At 33.6% G+C, this 16,410-nt stretch carries 13 protein-coding genes; 10 read left to right on the top strand and 3 right to left on the bottom strand.

The features are described 5' to 3' along the window. Nucleotides 1-378: 378 nt before the first annotated feature. Both DM397_RS05650 and DM397_RS05645 read left to right on the top strand, forming a co-directional pair. Entirely contained in the window at nt 379-966 is a 588-nt protein-coding gene (locus DM397_RS05650) for a TetR/AcrR family transcriptional regulator (protein WP_111376598.1), read from the top strand. Nucleotides 967-1,037: 71 nt separating this feature from the next. Continuing rightward, on the top strand, nt 1,038-1,847 hold the full coding sequence (locus DM397_RS05645; protein WP_111376597.1) for an SDR family NAD(P)-dependent oxidoreductase: 810 nt from the start codon (nt 1,038-1,040) through the stop codon (nt 1,845-1,847). 290 nt (nt 1,848-2,137) lie between these two features. Here the strand turns inward: DM397_RS05645 and DM397_RS05640 are convergent, their stop codons facing one another. Both DM397_RS05640 and DM397_RS05635 read right to left on the bottom strand, forming a co-directional pair. Continuing rightward, complete coding sequence (locus DM397_RS05640; protein WP_239457802.1) at nt 2,138-3,235, bottom strand: PepSY-associated TM helix domain-containing protein; 1,098 nt, start codon at nt 3,233-3,235, stop codon at nt 2,138-2,140. A 57-nt stretch (nt 3,236-3,292) separates the two neighbouring features. Next, nucleotides 3,293-5,674, bottom strand: coding sequence for a TonB-dependent receptor (locus DM397_RS05635; protein ID WP_111376596.1), 2,382 nt, complete (start codon nt 5,672-5,674; stop codon nt 3,293-3,295). 357 nt (nt 5,675-6,031) lie between these two features. Between DM397_RS05635 and DM397_RS05630 the strand changes: the two genes are divergently transcribed. From DM397_RS05630 to DM397_RS05610, 5 genes are all read left to right on the top strand, one after another. Further along, nucleotides 6,032-6,931 (top strand): carbohydrate kinase family protein, encoded by a 900-nt coding sequence (locus DM397_RS05630; RefSeq protein WP_111376595.1) that lies wholly within the window; start codon nt 6,032-6,034, stop codon nt 6,929-6,931. Nucleotides 6,932-7,197: 266 nt separating this feature from the next. Next, nucleotides 7,198-9,375, top strand: coding sequence for an HAD-IIB family hydrolase (locus tag DM397_RS05625; RefSeq protein ID WP_111376594.1), 2,178 nt, complete (start codon nt 7,198-7,200; stop codon nt 9,373-9,375). A 260-nt stretch (nt 9,376-9,635) separates the two neighbouring features. Then, nucleotides 9,636-11,147, top strand: coding sequence for a glycoside hydrolase family protein (locus DM397_RS05620; RefSeq protein ID WP_111376593.1), 1,512 nt, complete (start codon nt 9,636-9,638; stop codon nt 11,145-11,147). Between the two features lie 247 nt (nt 11,148-11,394). Continuing rightward, nucleotides 11,395-11,985 carry a Crp/Fnr family transcriptional regulator gene (locus DM397_RS05615; protein ID WP_111376592.1) on the top strand — a complete coding sequence of 197 codons (591 nt, stop codon included), beginning with the start codon at nt 11,395-11,397 and terminating at the stop codon, nt 11,983-11,985. A gap of 76 nt (nt 11,986-12,061) precedes the next feature. Next, nucleotides 12,062-12,751 (top strand): CPBP family intramembrane glutamic endopeptidase, encoded by a 690-nt coding sequence (locus DM397_RS05610; RefSeq protein WP_111376591.1) that lies wholly within the window; start codon nt 12,062-12,064, stop codon nt 12,749-12,751. Nucleotides 12,752-12,990: 239 nt separating this feature from the next. Here DM397_RS05610 and DM397_RS05605 read toward each other — a convergent pair whose 3' ends face one another. After that, complete coding sequence (locus tag DM397_RS05605; protein ID WP_111376590.1) at nt 12,991-13,347, bottom strand: hypothetical protein; 357 nt, start codon at nt 13,345-13,347, stop codon at nt 12,991-12,993. A 170-nt stretch (nt 13,348-13,517) separates the two neighbouring features. Between DM397_RS05605 and DM397_RS05600 the strand changes: the two genes are divergently transcribed. Genes DM397_RS05600 through DM397_RS05590 form a run of 3 tightly spaced genes read left to right on the top strand, consistent with a single transcriptional unit; the run spans nt 13,518 to nt 16,408 of the window. Then, the gene (locus DM397_RS05600) at nt 13,518-14,645 is read left to right on the top strand and encodes an NAD(P)/FAD-dependent oxidoreductase (RefSeq protein ID WP_111376589.1); all 1,128 of its coding nucleotides are present in this window, start codon (nt 13,518-13,520) and stop codon (nt 14,643-14,645) included. Then, on the top strand, nt 14,646-15,359 hold the full coding sequence (locus tag DM397_RS05595) for a methyltransferase domain-containing protein (protein ID WP_111376588.1): 714 nt from the start codon (nt 14,646-14,648) through the stop codon (nt 15,357-15,359). Then, a complete protein-coding gene (locus DM397_RS05590; protein ID WP_111376622.1) occupies nt 15,356-16,408 on the top strand; it encodes a type III polyketide synthase in 1,053 nt (350 codons plus the stop codon). Before DM397_RS05595 ends, DM397_RS05590 begins: the two co-directional genes overlap by 4 nt. The last annotated feature ends 2 nt before the right edge of the window (nt 16,409-16,410 follow it).

Genomic DNA, 16,410 nt, shown 5'->3' with positions numbered 1-16,410 from the left:
TTTTCTTATGCAGATAGAATCAATTACGAAAGTTGAATCCCGTAGTGAAATAATCTTCTTTTCATTATTATTAATAATTTATTGCTCTTTAAAGTTTGAGCAAGAACAAATAACGAATAAAATTAAGATTACAATATATTTATTTATCATGTCTAATTTTCATATCATTATTTTCCTTTGATTTTTAAACCAAATATAATTTAAAATCAAAAAGTTTAAAAAAAAACTTGAGTCTTTAAATAGTTGCAATCCGTTAAATTTAAAACGTTCAAAGATGTTTTATCTCTTTCAAAAACAATCAAATACATAAAAAAATCATTATTTATTTGTTTTTATGACCAATCGGTCATATATTTGCATCGTTAAATACAATCTATCATGACAAAAGGTGAAGAAACCAGACAATTTATTATAGAAAAAGCCGCTCCTATTTTTAACACAAAAGGAATTGCAGCCACTTCTATGAGCGATATTATGGAGGCAACCAAATTGTCAAAAGGAAGTATGTACGTTCATTTTGAAAACAAAGATGTTTTGGCCTGCGCTGCTGTAGATCATAACATGAAAATACTAAGCTCTAAACTTGAAAATGCACTTAGAGAAGGTAAAAGTGCCAAAGAACAGCTTTTTGCTTATATAGAATTTTTTAGTAATCCGATAAATCCACCAGTAATTGGCGGATGTCCTCTGCTAAATTTTGGAACCGAAGCAGACGATACAAATCCGATTGTGAAAGAAAAAGTAAACGCTGCCATCAAACGAGGACAGGTACTTTTAAATTCGATTATAGAAAAAGGAATTGCTAATAAAGAATTTACTCCTGACTGGAATGCTTCGGAATTTGCCATTACACTTTTTGCTATGCTTGAAGGCGGACATTTAATGTCTCGAGTGTCCGGCAATAACGAAAACATGAAAACAATAGAAAAAACGCTTAAAAAAATTATATCTGAAAAATTGATATAATTTTTTTTATCCTAAAAATGACCGATTGGTCATTTTAAAAAATTAATTAATTAATTATAAAAACAATTACCATGTCAAAAACAATTTTAATTACAGGAGCTTCAAAAGGATTTGGAAGAGCTTGGACAGAAGCCTTTTTAGCTAAAGGATACAATGTAGCTGCAACAGCTAGAAATCTAGAAACATTAAACGATTTAAAAGAGAAATATGGAAGTACAATCTTACCATTAAAACTTGATGTTAATGATCGTGAGGAATCTTTACAAGTGGTTCAAACAGTAAAAGAACATTTTGGAACAATTGATGTTTTGATCAACAATGCCGGTTATGCTCTTACAGGTGCAGTTGAGGAAGCTAGCGAAAAAGAAGCGAGAGAACAGTTTGAAACCAATTTCTTCGGGACATTATGGTTAACACAAGCTGTTCTACCAATTATGAGAGAACAAAAAAGTGGTCATATTATTCAAGTTTCTTCCATTTTAGGATTGGCAACTTTACCAACAGAAATGGGACTTTACAGCGCTTCTAAATTTGCTGTTGAGGGTTTAAGCGAAACATTGGCATCTGAGGTAAAACAATTTGGAATCAACGTTACTTTATTGGAACCAAACGGATATGAATCTAACATCTGGCATACCGGAATTAGTAGTGAAAGTATTCCTGCCTATGATAACATCAAAAAAGCTCTGGCTGAAAGGGAAAACATTTTTGGAAAAGTTGAAGCAACTGCTCCAATAGTGGTAAAATTGGTTGAAAATGAAAATCCGCCTTTACGTTTATTACTTGGAAAAGTGGCATTTCCGTTTGTAAAACAAAGCTATGATCAAAGATTAGAAAGCTGGGAAAAATGGAACGATGTTTCTGTTGAAGCACATGGTTAATTAATTGGTGATTTAACAAAAAAGATAATTTCAAAACAAAGTTATCATTCCGTAGGAATGTTTGGTTGGTAGAAAAAAAATCAACAGCCATATTGACGTTCCGTAGGAACGTTTGATATGCGTCACCATAAAAAATGATAAAAACCAAACGTTCCTACGGAACGTAAAACTAATGACAAAATCATCGGTTTCTACCAACGAAATGTTCCTACGGAACACGGCAATATATATCCAAAAACAAAAAGCGCAAATATAATTTTGCGCTTTTTACATTTTACATAAAATGTTTTTTATGCTTTAACTTTTTTCTTCTTAGACTTCTTCCCTTTCTTCCACCAAATAATAAATCCAGTTATAGGCAAAGAAGCGCCAATCAAACTGACCAAGCTCCAGATTATTTTTCCTGTAAGTCCAAAGAAAACTCCTGTATGCAGATCGTGATTACTTGCTTCATAAACATCTGCCGCGTTATTGTCTTTGTATAATTTAGTTCGTAGTATCTGCCCTGTTTTTCCGTCAAAGAAAAGCGTGTTTTGATTTCTAGCCCAATCATTCGGATAGGTCATTCTTAAACGAAGTTCGCCTGTTTTTCTAATTGAAAATGAAACCGAAGTTGCACCTGGATATTTTGCATTTGCATTTTCGTAGATATTATTATAACGAACAGGAATTGTAGTCGAATCTATTTTAGCGTTAGAAACCACTTCGTCACCTTTTCTAAGTTTGCTTCCCGTTACTAAACTAACTCCTTTTTTAACCGCATCATATTTAAAATACGTTCCCGAAAAAGCAATTAAAAGCAGAAAAATTGAAGCATAAAATCCTAAAACCTGATGCAGATCAAAATTGATTCTTTTAGACGAACCGCTCCATTTTATCTTTAAGGATTGCTTAAGCTGACGTCTCTGTTTTGGAAACCATAAAATTAATCCTGTTATCAGCATAACAATAAAAATCACAACCGACCAGCCTTGAATAAATTCGCCAACTTCTCCTAACAACAAAGTGCGATGTATTTCTAGTACAGTATTTAGCCAGTCTGCTCCTTGCTGATTGATTAAAGTTCCGTCGTACGGATTAAAATAATAAACCTTTTTCTTTTTGGTAGAAATTTGAACTGTCGCATTGGGTTCTTCTTTTTCTATTTTTAAAGCCGTTATTTTCTGTTTAGGCTCAAGACGTTCATAGTTTTCAATTATAGTTTTTAACCCTATAAATGGCTTTTCCTGAACGGGAACATGCAGATATTCTTTGTTGCTAAAATCACGAATTTCTTCTTCAAAAACATAAAGAAAACCCGTAATACTCACTATAAAAACAATGAGGCCCGATGCTAAACCGAGCCACAAATGTATTTGTCTGATAGTCTTTTTAAAACCTTTGCTCATAATTTGCAGTAAAATCCAAATGTAGATAATATCATCGTAATTGACGAATCGTAACTGTTAGAATTTAAAGGTAATATTTCCTGTAACTCTCGTTGGGTTTTGAGCCGCTAAACGATATGACCAATATTTTTCGTTGGTAAGATTATCTACTTTTAAACCTAACCTAAATTTTGGCCTGTCATAAAAAACAGAAGCGTCTAAAACCGTGTAAGAAGGAATCGTAAATTTAAACGTTGAAGTATTCGTTTGATAATACTCACTTCCATAAATTCCTCCAAAACCAAATCCAAGACCAGAAGCCGCTCCTTCGGTTAATCTGTAACTTGCCCAAAGATTGGCAGTTGTTGGCGAACCTGCAGTTGTAGGTCTTAAACCATTAATACTCGGATTTGCTTTTGTGTATTCACTATCATTATACGTATAACCCGCCACAATATTCAAACCTTTAATTGGATTTGCAATCAATTCTGCTTCAAAACCTTTACTCAATTGCGTTCCGTCTTGAATCTGGAAGTTTACGTGGTCTGGATCGTCACGCGTTACATTGGTTACTTTTATATCATAATAACTGAAAGTCGCACTGATTTTATTAAAGTCAAATTTAACTCCACCTTCTAACTGATTCGCCTGATTGGGTTTGAAAGTATTTCCGTAAAAATCAGATCCTCCCACATTGTTGAATCCGTTCATGTAGTTTCCGAAAACTGAAACTTTATCTTTAACCACTTGATAAACTGCTCCAAATCTAGGAGAAAATGCCGTTTGATTGTAATTTCCAGCAATAGAATCTCGGCTCGGGTAATATACTCCTTTATTGATATAACGATCGGCTCTAACACCTCCCATTACCAATAATCTATCGGTAACATTTAACACATCAGAAACATAAGCGCTATATGTTCTTTCGTTATTTGATACCATATTAGTGTATGTAGCATTTGCAAATAAAGGTTCAATTTTATTTAGAGTAAAATTGTTGTAAGCATCTCCAGGCTTTCTAAAATTAAGTGCCGGCATGTTTACTATTGCATCATTACGTGTGGCACGAAGGCTGTAAAAATCTAATCCTGCTACTACTCTATTGCGTAATTTTCCAATTTTAAAATCTCCGTTAAAGTTTTGCTGAATATCAGTTCCATAATAAGGATAATCCTGATTGGTAACTTGCTGTCTCAATGTTTCATTACTTAACATTGTCAAAGCCACAACATATCCTTCAGATGAAGATCTTGTACGTGAAACGATAGTTTGTGAAGTCCATTGGTCTGAAATTTTATATTTCAATTGCGCAAAAATATTATATTGCTGACCTGTGTAGTTTACAGTATTATTAGCAAATGAAAGATTATAAGGAATTCCTAATTCTTCAATACTATGTGCTGTAGCGTCTGCTTTTGTGTAAGGCGTCAATCGTGTTGGCGAAGTTGCTTTTGAAGCGCTAAATTCAGCATCAATCAATAACGTCAATCTTTCGTTTACTTCATAAGAGAAACTTGGCGCAATAAAAAAGCTTTTGTTGAATCCCGCATCCTGAAAACTTCTTTCGCTATGCAAAGCCGTGTTGATTCTGAAAAGAGCTGTTTTATCTTCGTTAAGTGGCGTGTTAATATCAGCCGTTAAACGATTCAAATCCCAATCGCCTGCCGAAAAAGAAACTTCGCCTTTAAAGAAATTAAATGGCTTTTTGGTTACTCTGTTAAACAACCCTCCGAAAGAAGAAATCGTGCTTCCAAACAAAGTTGCCGATGGTCCTTTAATTACCTCAATACGCTCTAAATTTGACGGATCAATTGAGTTATAAGTAAAACTTCCAACACCGTTTCTAACCAATTGTGGCGTAGCAAAACCTCTAGAAATATTGGTTGTTCTTCCTTGATTTCTCACTTCAGCAATACCAGCTCCTGGAACGTTTTTAAAAGCGCTGTTATAATCTGTAATAACTTGCTCTTTCATTAATTCCTTGCTCACAATAGTATAAACTTGCGGATTTTCCATGTTTTTCAGTTTCATTTTAGAAACCTCTTCACTTTCTTTTCTCGCAAATCTATTTCCTCCAGAACTTACAATTACCTCTTCTAATTTTTGCGAAGTATAAGTCAGTTCAAAATCAAGTTTAACTTCAGTATTATTCTGATCGATAATAACTGAAGCTGGAGAAGACTCATAACCGTTTGATTTTATTTCAACCAAATAAGTTCCAAAAGGAATATTTTTTAATTGATACGTACCATCAGAATCGGTTACGGTAGTTTTATTTAATTCTGAAATTTTAACGGTTGCCCCTTGTAAATAATTTCCGTCTTTAACAACAGCCTTACCTGAAATTGTACCAACAGTTGATTGAGAAAAAGCCGTTTCTGAACATAAAAAAAGAATCAAAAAGGCAGTAAACACTCGACATAAAATATTGTTTTTAAGTGTTTTGAAAATTGTTTTCATATAAAATCTGTAATTTATCCTTATTTAGACTGGTTACAAATATATAAACGAGAACTGACTTCTTAGCAAAAGATTAAAACTTTCTTAAAAAATAATTAAAAACCTTAAACCTAAACTTCCATTAAATGCTCAAGGCAGAAAATAGAAGAGAATTCCTTTTATAATTTTCCATAAAGTGATAGTTAAAAATGAGTTTGGGTTTGCTTTTTTAAACGTTAATTTTCAGTTATTTATAAGTTAATCAATACATTTCAAATAAAAAACAGGTTGCACAAGCCGTTATTGTTTTTTATTTTTATAGAATCTGATGAAACACTAATCATCTAATATAATGTTTCAAAAACAAGAAAAATTAAAATGAGCAACGACAAAAAACTAAAAGCGGTCGCTTTCGGAGAAGTACTTTGGGATATTTTTGGCAACGACAAAAAAATTGGAGGAGCACCTTTGAATGTTGCGCTTCGCATGAAAGCCCTTGGCGTTGATTCAAATATGATTAGCTGTGTAGGAAATGATGCAGATGGAGAAGCTATTATAAATGAAGTCAACAAATTAGGCTTAAATACCAATACTATTCTAAAATCTGATTATTTCCCTACTGGTTTAGTACATGTTACGCTAGACAAAAGCAAATCGGCTAGCTATGAAATTCTTTATCCTTCGGCTTGGGACAAGATTATTCTTAATGAAGAAGCGAGAGAATTAGTAGTAAATTCAGATGTTTTGATTTATGGAAGCTTGGTTTGTAGAGACCAAGTTTCTCGAGAAGCTTTAGACGAATTGCTTCATACCCATACTTATAAAGTTTTTGATGTTAATCTTCGAAAACCGCATTATGATTATGAAACTCTGCAACACTTGATGCAGTCTGCAAATTTCATCAAATTTAATGATGAAGAGATTATGGAAATCAGTGCTGCTTTAGATTCCCCATACCACACTTTAGAGGAAAACATGAACTTCATTTGCTCTTTAACCAATGCCACAGCAATTTGTGTTACAAGAGGAAAAGATGGCGCTTTATTATTGTGGGATAAACATCTTTATGAAAATGAAGGCTATACCATAAAAGTTGAAGATACTGTTGGAGCTGGAGATTCTTTCTTAGGTGCGTTGGTCACTTCGCTTTTAAACGGAAAAGAACCACAAGCTGCTCTAAATTTTGCCTGTGCAACTGGAGCTCTGGTCGCAGGATCGGCTGGTGGAAATCCTAAAATTTCAATATTTGATATTGAGAATTTAATTAATAAAAATTAATATTCCTTTAAATAGGATAGTCAAACCCGACAGGTTTTTAAAACCTGTCGGGTTTTGTTATAAAATATAGAAAGTTAGTGTTTATGAATTGCCTTCCGCTAAAGCTGGAGGCAATTCATAAACACTTTGCTTAAAAACAATCTTTTTATAGTTAAAACATCAAAATCACTCCTCAAACATGGGAACTATGTAAATTTAAAATGTAATTATTTCTTCCTAATCAATATAGGCGCAGTAACTTGTGAATTCAAATAATTTAAGGAAGAATGATGAAAAAACTACGAATTTCTCTTATCAATATTCACGGACTTTTGAAAGGTTCAGGTTTAGAAATAGGACGAGATGCCGACAACGGAGGCCAGACCAAATACATATACGAATTAGCCGAATTTTTATCGCAGCATGAAGATGTAGAACACGTTCATCTTTTTACCAGATTAATAGACGATCCTGCCCTTTCGCCCGAATACGCAGTGCCTGTGGAAATTATTAATGATAAATTGGATATAAGACGAATTCCGTTTCTGGGAAAAAAGTACAAAGCCAAAGAACAGCTTTGGGAAGGTCTTGATCTTTTTGTAAATGGTACGATGCAGCACATCAAACAACATAATATTTTTCCCGATTGGATTCATTCCCATTATGCAGATGCCGGTTATGCCGCAGCCGAATTATCTGCCGTATTAAATATTCCTTTTGCTCATACTGGACATTCATTAGGATTTTATAAAAAGAAAAAACTAATTGAAAGCGGAGAAACCGAAGAAGAACTTGAGAAAAAATTCAAGTTTAAAACCAGAATTTCTGCTGAAGAGCGAACCTTAGAACTCGCTGAATTTATTGTCACCTCGACCGAACAGGAAATTGAAACCTACAAAGCCTACAAAAACTTCGAACTAGGTAAATACCACGCCATCTCTCCCGGAATTGACACTCGAAAATTTGTTCCTTATTATTATCAAGAAAACGATTCTGAGAAGAACATGGAAGAAATACAACGAAAATATTGGGTTCAAGAAAGTATTTCTAAATTTCTTACCAATCCCCACAAGCCTATTATTCTGGCGCTTTCGAGACCTGATCGCCATAAAAACTTGAACACTTTAATTGACGTTTACGGAAAAGACAAAGAACTCCAAAGCATTGCTAATCTGGTCATTTTTGCTGGAATTCGAAAAGACATTGCCAAAATGCCCGAATCTGAAAAGAACGTTTTAACCGATTTGCTTCTTTTAATGGACAAATATGATTTGTACGGAAAAATGGCCATTCCGAAAAAGCATGATGTAGAAAATGAAGTTTCGATCATTTATCGTTATGCAGCAGAAAAAAGAGGCGTTTTTGTGAATCTAGCATTGCATGAAAATTTCGGCTTGACCGTTATCGAATCGGCTAGTTCTGGGCTTCCTGTTGTAGTGACGAAAAACGGCGGACCTTCAGAGATTATTCCTGTTTGCCAAAACGGAGAATTGGTAAATCCGCAAGAAGAAAGTCAGATCAAAAAAGCACTTCGAAATATTTTAACCGATGAAAATCAATGGAAATATTACTCAAATAATGGTGCCATTAATATCCAGAAATATTATAGTTGGGTCAGTCACGTCAATCAATACGTCGATTTAATCAATGAAAATTTATCAGTTTCCTCAACTGGAATCAAAAAACAGCATTATCCCAATATCAATATCAGCCGATTGAAACGAAAAATTGATCACTTATTGGTTTCTGATATTGACGGAACATTAATTGAACCCAAATTGGCCAATCCAGGTCTGAAAGAATTAAAAGCGCATTTGACCAACCGAACCGAAAAAATGGCTTTTGCAATGGCTTCTGGGCGAAATTTGGATTTAGTAAAAAAAGTAATTGACGAAGAAGAATTTCCCCTACCCGACTTTATTATTTGTTCTGTTGGAACCGAAATTTATTACACCAACGGAAAGGATTATATTTTGGACAAAGGCTGGGCAAAATTCCTTGCTGGACGATGGAAAAGAGAGGATATCGTAAACAGATTAAAAGCCATTAAATGGATAAAAATTCAGGAAGAAGAAGCTCAAAACCCTTTTAAAATCTCATATTATTATGATAAAGAACACTACAATCATGATGAACTAATTACCGCTTTAGAAACAGGCTGGTATAAAGTCAATATTATTCCGAGTCATGGGCAGTTTTTAGACTTTATTCCGAAAAGAGCTTCTAAAGGAAATGCAATAAAGTTTTTATGCCGAAAATGGTCAATTCCGTTAAGCAATGTAATTGCTGCAGGAGATTCAGGAAATGACGTAGATATGTTTAGAGGTCCTATAAAAGGAATTATCGTTGGAAACCGAAGCGCAGAACTGGCAGATTACGAAACAACGAAAAGTATTTATGTAGCCAAAGCTTCGGCTTCAGAAGGAATTTTGGAAGGTTTGAAATATTATAAAGTCATTAAATAAAAAGCTTTGAGCATAAAAAAAAATTAAACACATAGAAACATAGTTTTTTATTTCTTGGAAAAGATAATTGAAAGAAACTAATTTCTAACACATAGCTCATGTCTGCTTTGTCAAAGTTCAAAACACTTTGACAAAGTTTGACACTCATAAAACTATGTTTGTTAATGCAAGTGAAACGCTTTTTTTTCTCAAACAAAAGCTATGTTTCTATGTGTTTAAAAAAATAAAAAATATACTAACAGTTTAAAATAAATAATAAAATGTATTCAGGTTCAGGATTTAGCAATTGGGAAATTGGAGATGTTGATGTATTTATAGATGAAAAAGGAATTCATCATTTATTTCATTTAATTATTCCCAATCACGATTATATTGCGCATGCAGTATCAAAAGACGGTCTTTCGTGGAAACGAGTAAAAAACGCCTTATTTGTTGGCGATCCAGGAGAATGGGACGATGATATGTTATGGACAATGCACATTAGCAAAAAATCGGATGGCGAAGGTTATGAAATGTATTACACAGGACTTAAACGTCAGGATAAAGGAATTGAACAAAAAGTAGGACGAGCAGTTTCTGCCGATTTACTCAATTGGAAAAAAGAGAATCTATATGGACTTCCTTTTAAAAGTGAAGCGCCACATTATGAAGGTCCAAACAACAATCCGCGACAATGGATTAGTTTTCGCGACCCTTTTAAATACCAATACAAAGGAGAAGATTATCTTTTAATCTGCGCCCGAAGCGCCTCTGGACCAACATACCGCAGAGGCTGTATTGGTGTTGCTAAAAGAGAAAAAGAAGGTTATGTGCTGCAAAAACCGCTTCACATTCCGTATGTCTACGACGATGTAGAATGCCCGTGCGTATTTGAAATTAAAGGAACACATTATCTTTTAGGATCGATAAGAGAAGATATTAAAATCCGTTATTGGTCTTCGCCAGAATTTAGAGGAGAATATTCTGCATTTCATAATAATGTACTGATGCCCCAAGGAAACTATGCTGCAAGAGTGGTTAAAGATGGAAAACATTTCTTGGTTTACAATTTCTATTTCGCAGACGGAAACGTTAATACGCATCGTGTGATTCCACCACCAAAAGAACTCGATGTCGATAAAAGCGGACGGCTTTTATTAAAAAGTTATTATTATTGGCAGAAACTCTATCAGAAAACAATTCTTCAAAAAGATTTGCCTCTACCCTTGCCGATTCTAGGAAATCCAACAGCAGAATTTGTTTTAGAAAACGAAAATAAATGGCGATTTGGATGCCGAAGCGGTTATGAAATATACGGTTTCGAAAAACCTTCTAACGATTTTGTCTGGGAAGGAACATTGTCTGTTGAAGGAATGGGAAAAACAGGTTTTGTAATTGAATGTGACAAAGAAGGAACGGGATATTACATTTCGATTGATTTTATGAATGGTTTTGTGCAGTTTAGAGCTTGGGGATTTAATGAAAAGGATGTCAAGAATAATTTTATTTTTGAAAACATTCAGACCAATCAATTTGAAATCAGCGAAGAAAAACAGATTTCTTTTAAGATTATCCGTTATGGAAATTACTACGAGCTTTCGATTAACGACATTGTCAAACTGACTTTATTGGATTTTAAATACAACGAAGGAAAAATCGGGATTTATGTCTGTTCGGCTGTAATTTCAATTAGTGATTCGAAAATTCACGTTATTCCAGAACCTGAAAATGAATATGCAGCTTCAGATCCTGAAAAATATGATAATGAATTACAGCCAAATTCTTTAATTTAATAATCTATTCAATTAAAACTAAACACATAGAAATATAGAATTTCTTACGCTAAAAAAGGCGTTTCACTTGTTTCAATTCGCATAGCGACTATGTGTGGAGAAACGAGTTTCTCTTTTACTTTCTTTATTAATAATTTAAAATCTACGTTTCTATGTGTTAAAAAAATATATACGGCGAGTTAACACAGCTGTTTTTATTTTGAAAGATTAAACTTAAATTGGCATTCCAAACTCATAATTTTAAAAAATGCCACAAAATCCGTCGCCAGAAGATGTAAAAAGAATTTTCGAAAAGTATTTTTCTGCCGATATGAATATCTGGAAAGGGTTTTCGGAGAAAATTAAAGTACGTGAATTTGAGAAATCAGAAATTATAAAAGATTATCATGGTGTCGAAAAATATCTCAATATCATCATTAAAGGATCGGCAGGATTGTTTGTTTGGGACGGCAAAAGAGATATCTGCATTAATTTATTGTATGAAAATAGTTTTATAAGCGATTATATGTCTTTTTTAAATCAGCAGCCATCGGTTATTAAAACTGAAGCTTTAGAAGATATAACGCTTTGGTCTATTTCACATCAAGATTTGAATGAATTATACCAAAGATCAGAAACAGGTTTGCGAATCGGAAAAGCTATTTCTGAAATGCTTTATGTGCGTAAACAGCAGGAACAGATTAATCTTTTAACACTTTCGCCACAAGAACGTTATTTAAAACTAATCGAAGGCCGTCCAGAAATTTTCCAGAGAACGCCTTTAAAAATCATCGCTTCTTATCTGGGATTAACAGCAGAAAGTCTAAGCCGAATTCGAAAAAGAGTTATGGAAAAATGATTTCTTACCCAAAGTCAATTTTATTCTCGTTTATGCGTCATAAGTTTGCTTCACTAAACCAAACAAATTTAAAACGATGAAAAATAAAATCAACTTTGGATCCATTATAGTTTTTTACGTAGTCGCAGTAATCTGCAGATATGCAGCAGTAAAAACCAATTTATTATCTGGAATAGAAAATCCGTATTTAGTGATTTTACTGCGCGGCGCTGGTCCTGCTTTAGGAGCTTTCGCAGCAATAAAAATATTCTCACTTCATAATCCAATGTCTTTAAAAGGAATATACAAAAATGCAATTGTTCCATTTGCGGTTTATTGGATTCTTCCAGCAGTTTTAATCGCTGGAGTTTATTACCTTACAATTGGCAAATTCCCAATTTTATTAATGTTTACCGTTCTAGCTTACGGACTTTTGGAAGAAATTGGATGGCGCGGATTTTTACAAGAACAATTAAAATCGCTTCCTAAATTTACTTCTATCTTGATTATTACAGTTCTTTGGTTTGCTTGGCATTTAAATTTAGAAATAACGCCAAACAATATGATTTTCCTTGGAATCATTTTCTTCGGAACTTGGGGAATCGGAAAAGTATATTCTTCTACTGGATCATTGTTGGCTGTTGCAGGAGTACATTCACTAAACAACTTCTTCAGAGATGGATTACACTCGACAGAATTAACTTTAATTGCAATTTTACTATTAATATGGGTTGGTTTTATTATTCTTTACAACAAAAAATTTAAAACTGTTGCAAATCCAGCTTAACCAATAAGTTTTAAATAGTTTATATAAAAAACTGCGTAAGTCTTAAGTGATTTACGCAGTTTTATTTTTTTTAACACATAGAAACATAGTTTTAGATTGTGTATAAAGGCGTTCACTTGCATTAATACACATAGCTGAACGACTTGAATCTATGTGTTAGAAACTAGTTTCTTTTTGTATTCTTTATTTTAGAAATTAATTACTAAGTTTCTATATGTTAAAATTAAATATTCTGTATCTTAATTTAATCGTTCTGTAGTTTCCATTCTTAAACAATGCTCACTCCCAAGATACAGTGGATTTCCATGTTTCTCAGACCAGAATCCATCTAAAACATCTTTTGTAATGCATCTGTAAACCGCAACTCCTTTATAGGTTTTATTGTCGTCGCCTCTATAATTAAAATTAATTACCAAAATATTATCCTTAAAGAAACCCGTTCCTTTTTGCTGATGCGAATTAATAAGCCAATTTGCTTTAATTCGGTTATTTTTATCCAAAGTTAGGGTCAAAACACCTTTGTATGTTATTTCATTGCTTTCGTCCTGATTGCTTCCCGAAACCGAAAAAGTGCCTACTAGATCTTCTATTGTCATTTATGAATGCTGCTATTTTTGGCAAAAGTAAAAATTATCTTTTAAATGAATCTTCGTCAATACTACTCTAGAAAAATACTTTTTATTCTTTTAAGATAAAAGTTGAAATTTTGTTAATTTCTTATCAAATTAAGTAAGGTTCGTGTAAGATTTATGACTAAATTGGTAGTATGAGAACAAATCCTGATGTGCTTATTATTGGTGGCGGTCTTGCTGGTCTTGCTGGCGCTATACACTTATCCAAAAAAGGATTAAAGGTGGTTCTTATCGAAAAAAATACGTATCCAAAACATAAAGTTTGCGGCGAATATATTTCAAATGAAATACTTCCCTATTTATTTTGGCTTGATATTGATGTTATAAAATTGCATCCCACTTCTATTTCAAATTTCGAATTTACAGCACAAAATGGTAAAACGGCAAAAACTAAACTTCCTTTGGGAGGTTTTGGAGTAAGCCGATATGAGTTAGATCATTTTCTATCTCAAAAAGCCACAGAAAATGGCTGTACTATTATAACAGAAACGGTTACCAATATTTATTTTGAAAACGACATTTTTACCGTAACCACTTCTGAAGAAATTCTTTCTGCTAAAATCGTTTTGGGCGCTTATGGCAAAAGATCCAATATAGATCAGGTTTTGTCAAGAGATTTTATTTCTAAGAAATCGCCATGGCTGGCCGTAAAAGGACATTACTCAGGAAATTTTGACGAAAGTCTTGTTGCTTTGTACAACTTTCAAGGTGGTTATTGTGGTGTTTCAAAAGTTGAAAACGACGTTATAAACATTTGCTATCTGGCCGATTTCGAAACGTTCAAAAAGTATAAAAACATTGAAGAGTATCAAAAAACGGTACTTTATAAAAACAAGAAACTAAAGGGTATTTTGGAAAATAGCACTTCCCTATTTGAAAAACCTTTAACGATAAGCCAGATTTCATTTGACAAAAAAGAGCCTGTAGAAAACCATATTTTAATGATTGGCGATACTGCAGGATTAATTCACCCCATGTGTGGCAACGGTATGGCAATGGCAATTCACAGCGCCAAAATTGCTTCAGAATTGGTATTGGATTTTTATTTTGGAAAGATCGAATCAAGAAGCGAATTGGAGAAAAAGTACATTCAGGAATGGAAAAAGCATTTTAGCAAAAGATTATTCTTTGGACGAATATTAGCCAAAGCGCTGACATATAAAAATTTCACACATGTAATGACCACTATTGCAGCTTCGGTTCCGTCATTACTTTCAGTTATTATAAAACAAACGCATGGCCGTCCGATAACAGTTGAATAAATGAGTGTAAACACCAAATATAGAACAGAAGAAATTGAAATCATGGATGATTTTTCGCTAGAAGGCGAAGAATTAATTGGCGCTTTAGATCAGATTGCTTCTATCAATCAATTGCTTGGAGGTAATAAACTGACGCTTCATGGCATAAAAGAGCTTTTTAAAAAGACTGATATTTCTAAAACAATAATAATAGCAGACATAGGCTGCGGGAATGGAGATATGCTCAGAATGCTTGCCAAATATGGAAAAAAAAACAATCTCAACTTTAAACTAATAGGCATTGATGCCAACGCTTTTACGATCGATTATGCTAAAAGACTTTCTAAAGATTTTCCAAATATAGAATACCTCTGTATAGATATTTTTAGCGAAGAATTTCATCAGTTAAAATATGATATTGTATTGTGTACGCTTACATTACATCATTTTACCACAAATCAGATCGCAGATGTAATGAATACTTTGAACAAAAATGCTTCGATAGGAATTGTAGTAAACGATCTTCATAGAAGCAAACTAGCTTATCGACTATTTGAACTTATTGGCGTCGTTTTCAATCTCAACAATATGTCTCGCAATGACGGATTGATTTCTATTCTTAAAGGATTCAAGAAAAATGAATTAGAAAGCTTATCGCAAAAATTAAATTTAAAAAACTACTCCATAAACTGGAAATGGGCTTTTCGCTACCAATGGATAATTACAAAAATATGAGTGTCAAGATAATCACAGCTGTTAAACAGCTTCCGCAATATTCACGTACCACAGAAGAAATTCTTCCGTATGTCGATGTATGGCTTGAAGGACAGGAAGAACGTTTTGTTAAGAAAGTGAAAAAAATATTTGAAGGTGCTTCAGTAGACAAACGCTATTCTATTATGCAACCTTCTGAAGTTTTCACCGCTACTTCATTCGAAGAAAAAAATGATATTTACAGCCGTGAAATGATTGTTTTAGGACATCAGGTTCTCGAGAAAGCATTAGAAAAAACAGGCTGGGATCCGCAGAGTTTAGATTATATTATTACAGTAAGCTGCACCGGAATTATGATTCCTTCGCTTGACGCTTATCTGATCAATAAAATGAAATTAAGACAAGATATTGTTCGTCTTCCTGTAACCGAAATGGGCTGTGCGGCTGGAATCTCTGGAATTATTTATGCAAAGAATTTTTTAAAATCAAATCCAGGCAAACGTGCGGCTGTAATTGCGGTTGAATCTCCAACAGCAACTTTTCAGCTCGATGATTTCTCAATGCCCAATATTGTCAGCGCAGCCATTTTTGGAGATGGTGCTGCCTGCTGTTTATTATCTTCCAAAGAAGAAGATTCGGGTCCTGAAATTCTAGACGAACAGATGTATCATTTTTATGATGCCGAGCACATGATGGGCTTCAAACTCACTAACGGCGGATTGCAAATGGTTCTCGACATTGAAGTTCCAGACACGATTGCTTCTCATTTTGAAAATATTATACATCCGTTTCTAAAGCAGAATAATCTAGAAATTAAAGATATTGACCACATGATATTTCATCCGGGAGGAAAAAAAATCGTGACAACTGTAGAATCGCTTTTTGCTGGACTGGAAAAGAATATTGATGATACAAAGGAAGTTCTCAGGGAATACGGCAATATGTCGAGCGCTACCGTTTTGTATGTTTTAGAAAATATTATGAACCGAAATCCGAAAAAAGGAGAAAAAGGTTTAATGCTGAGTTTTGGTCCAGGATTTTCGGCACAAAGAGTTTTATTGCAATGGTAATT

This window comes from Flavobacterium nitrogenifigens (assembly GCF_003254565.1).
Classification (GTDB): domain Bacteria; phylum Bacteroidota; class Bacteroidia; order Flavobacteriales; family Flavobacteriaceae; genus Flavobacterium; species Flavobacterium nitrogenifigens.
This window is presented reverse-complemented; position numbering and strand designations above follow the sequence as displayed.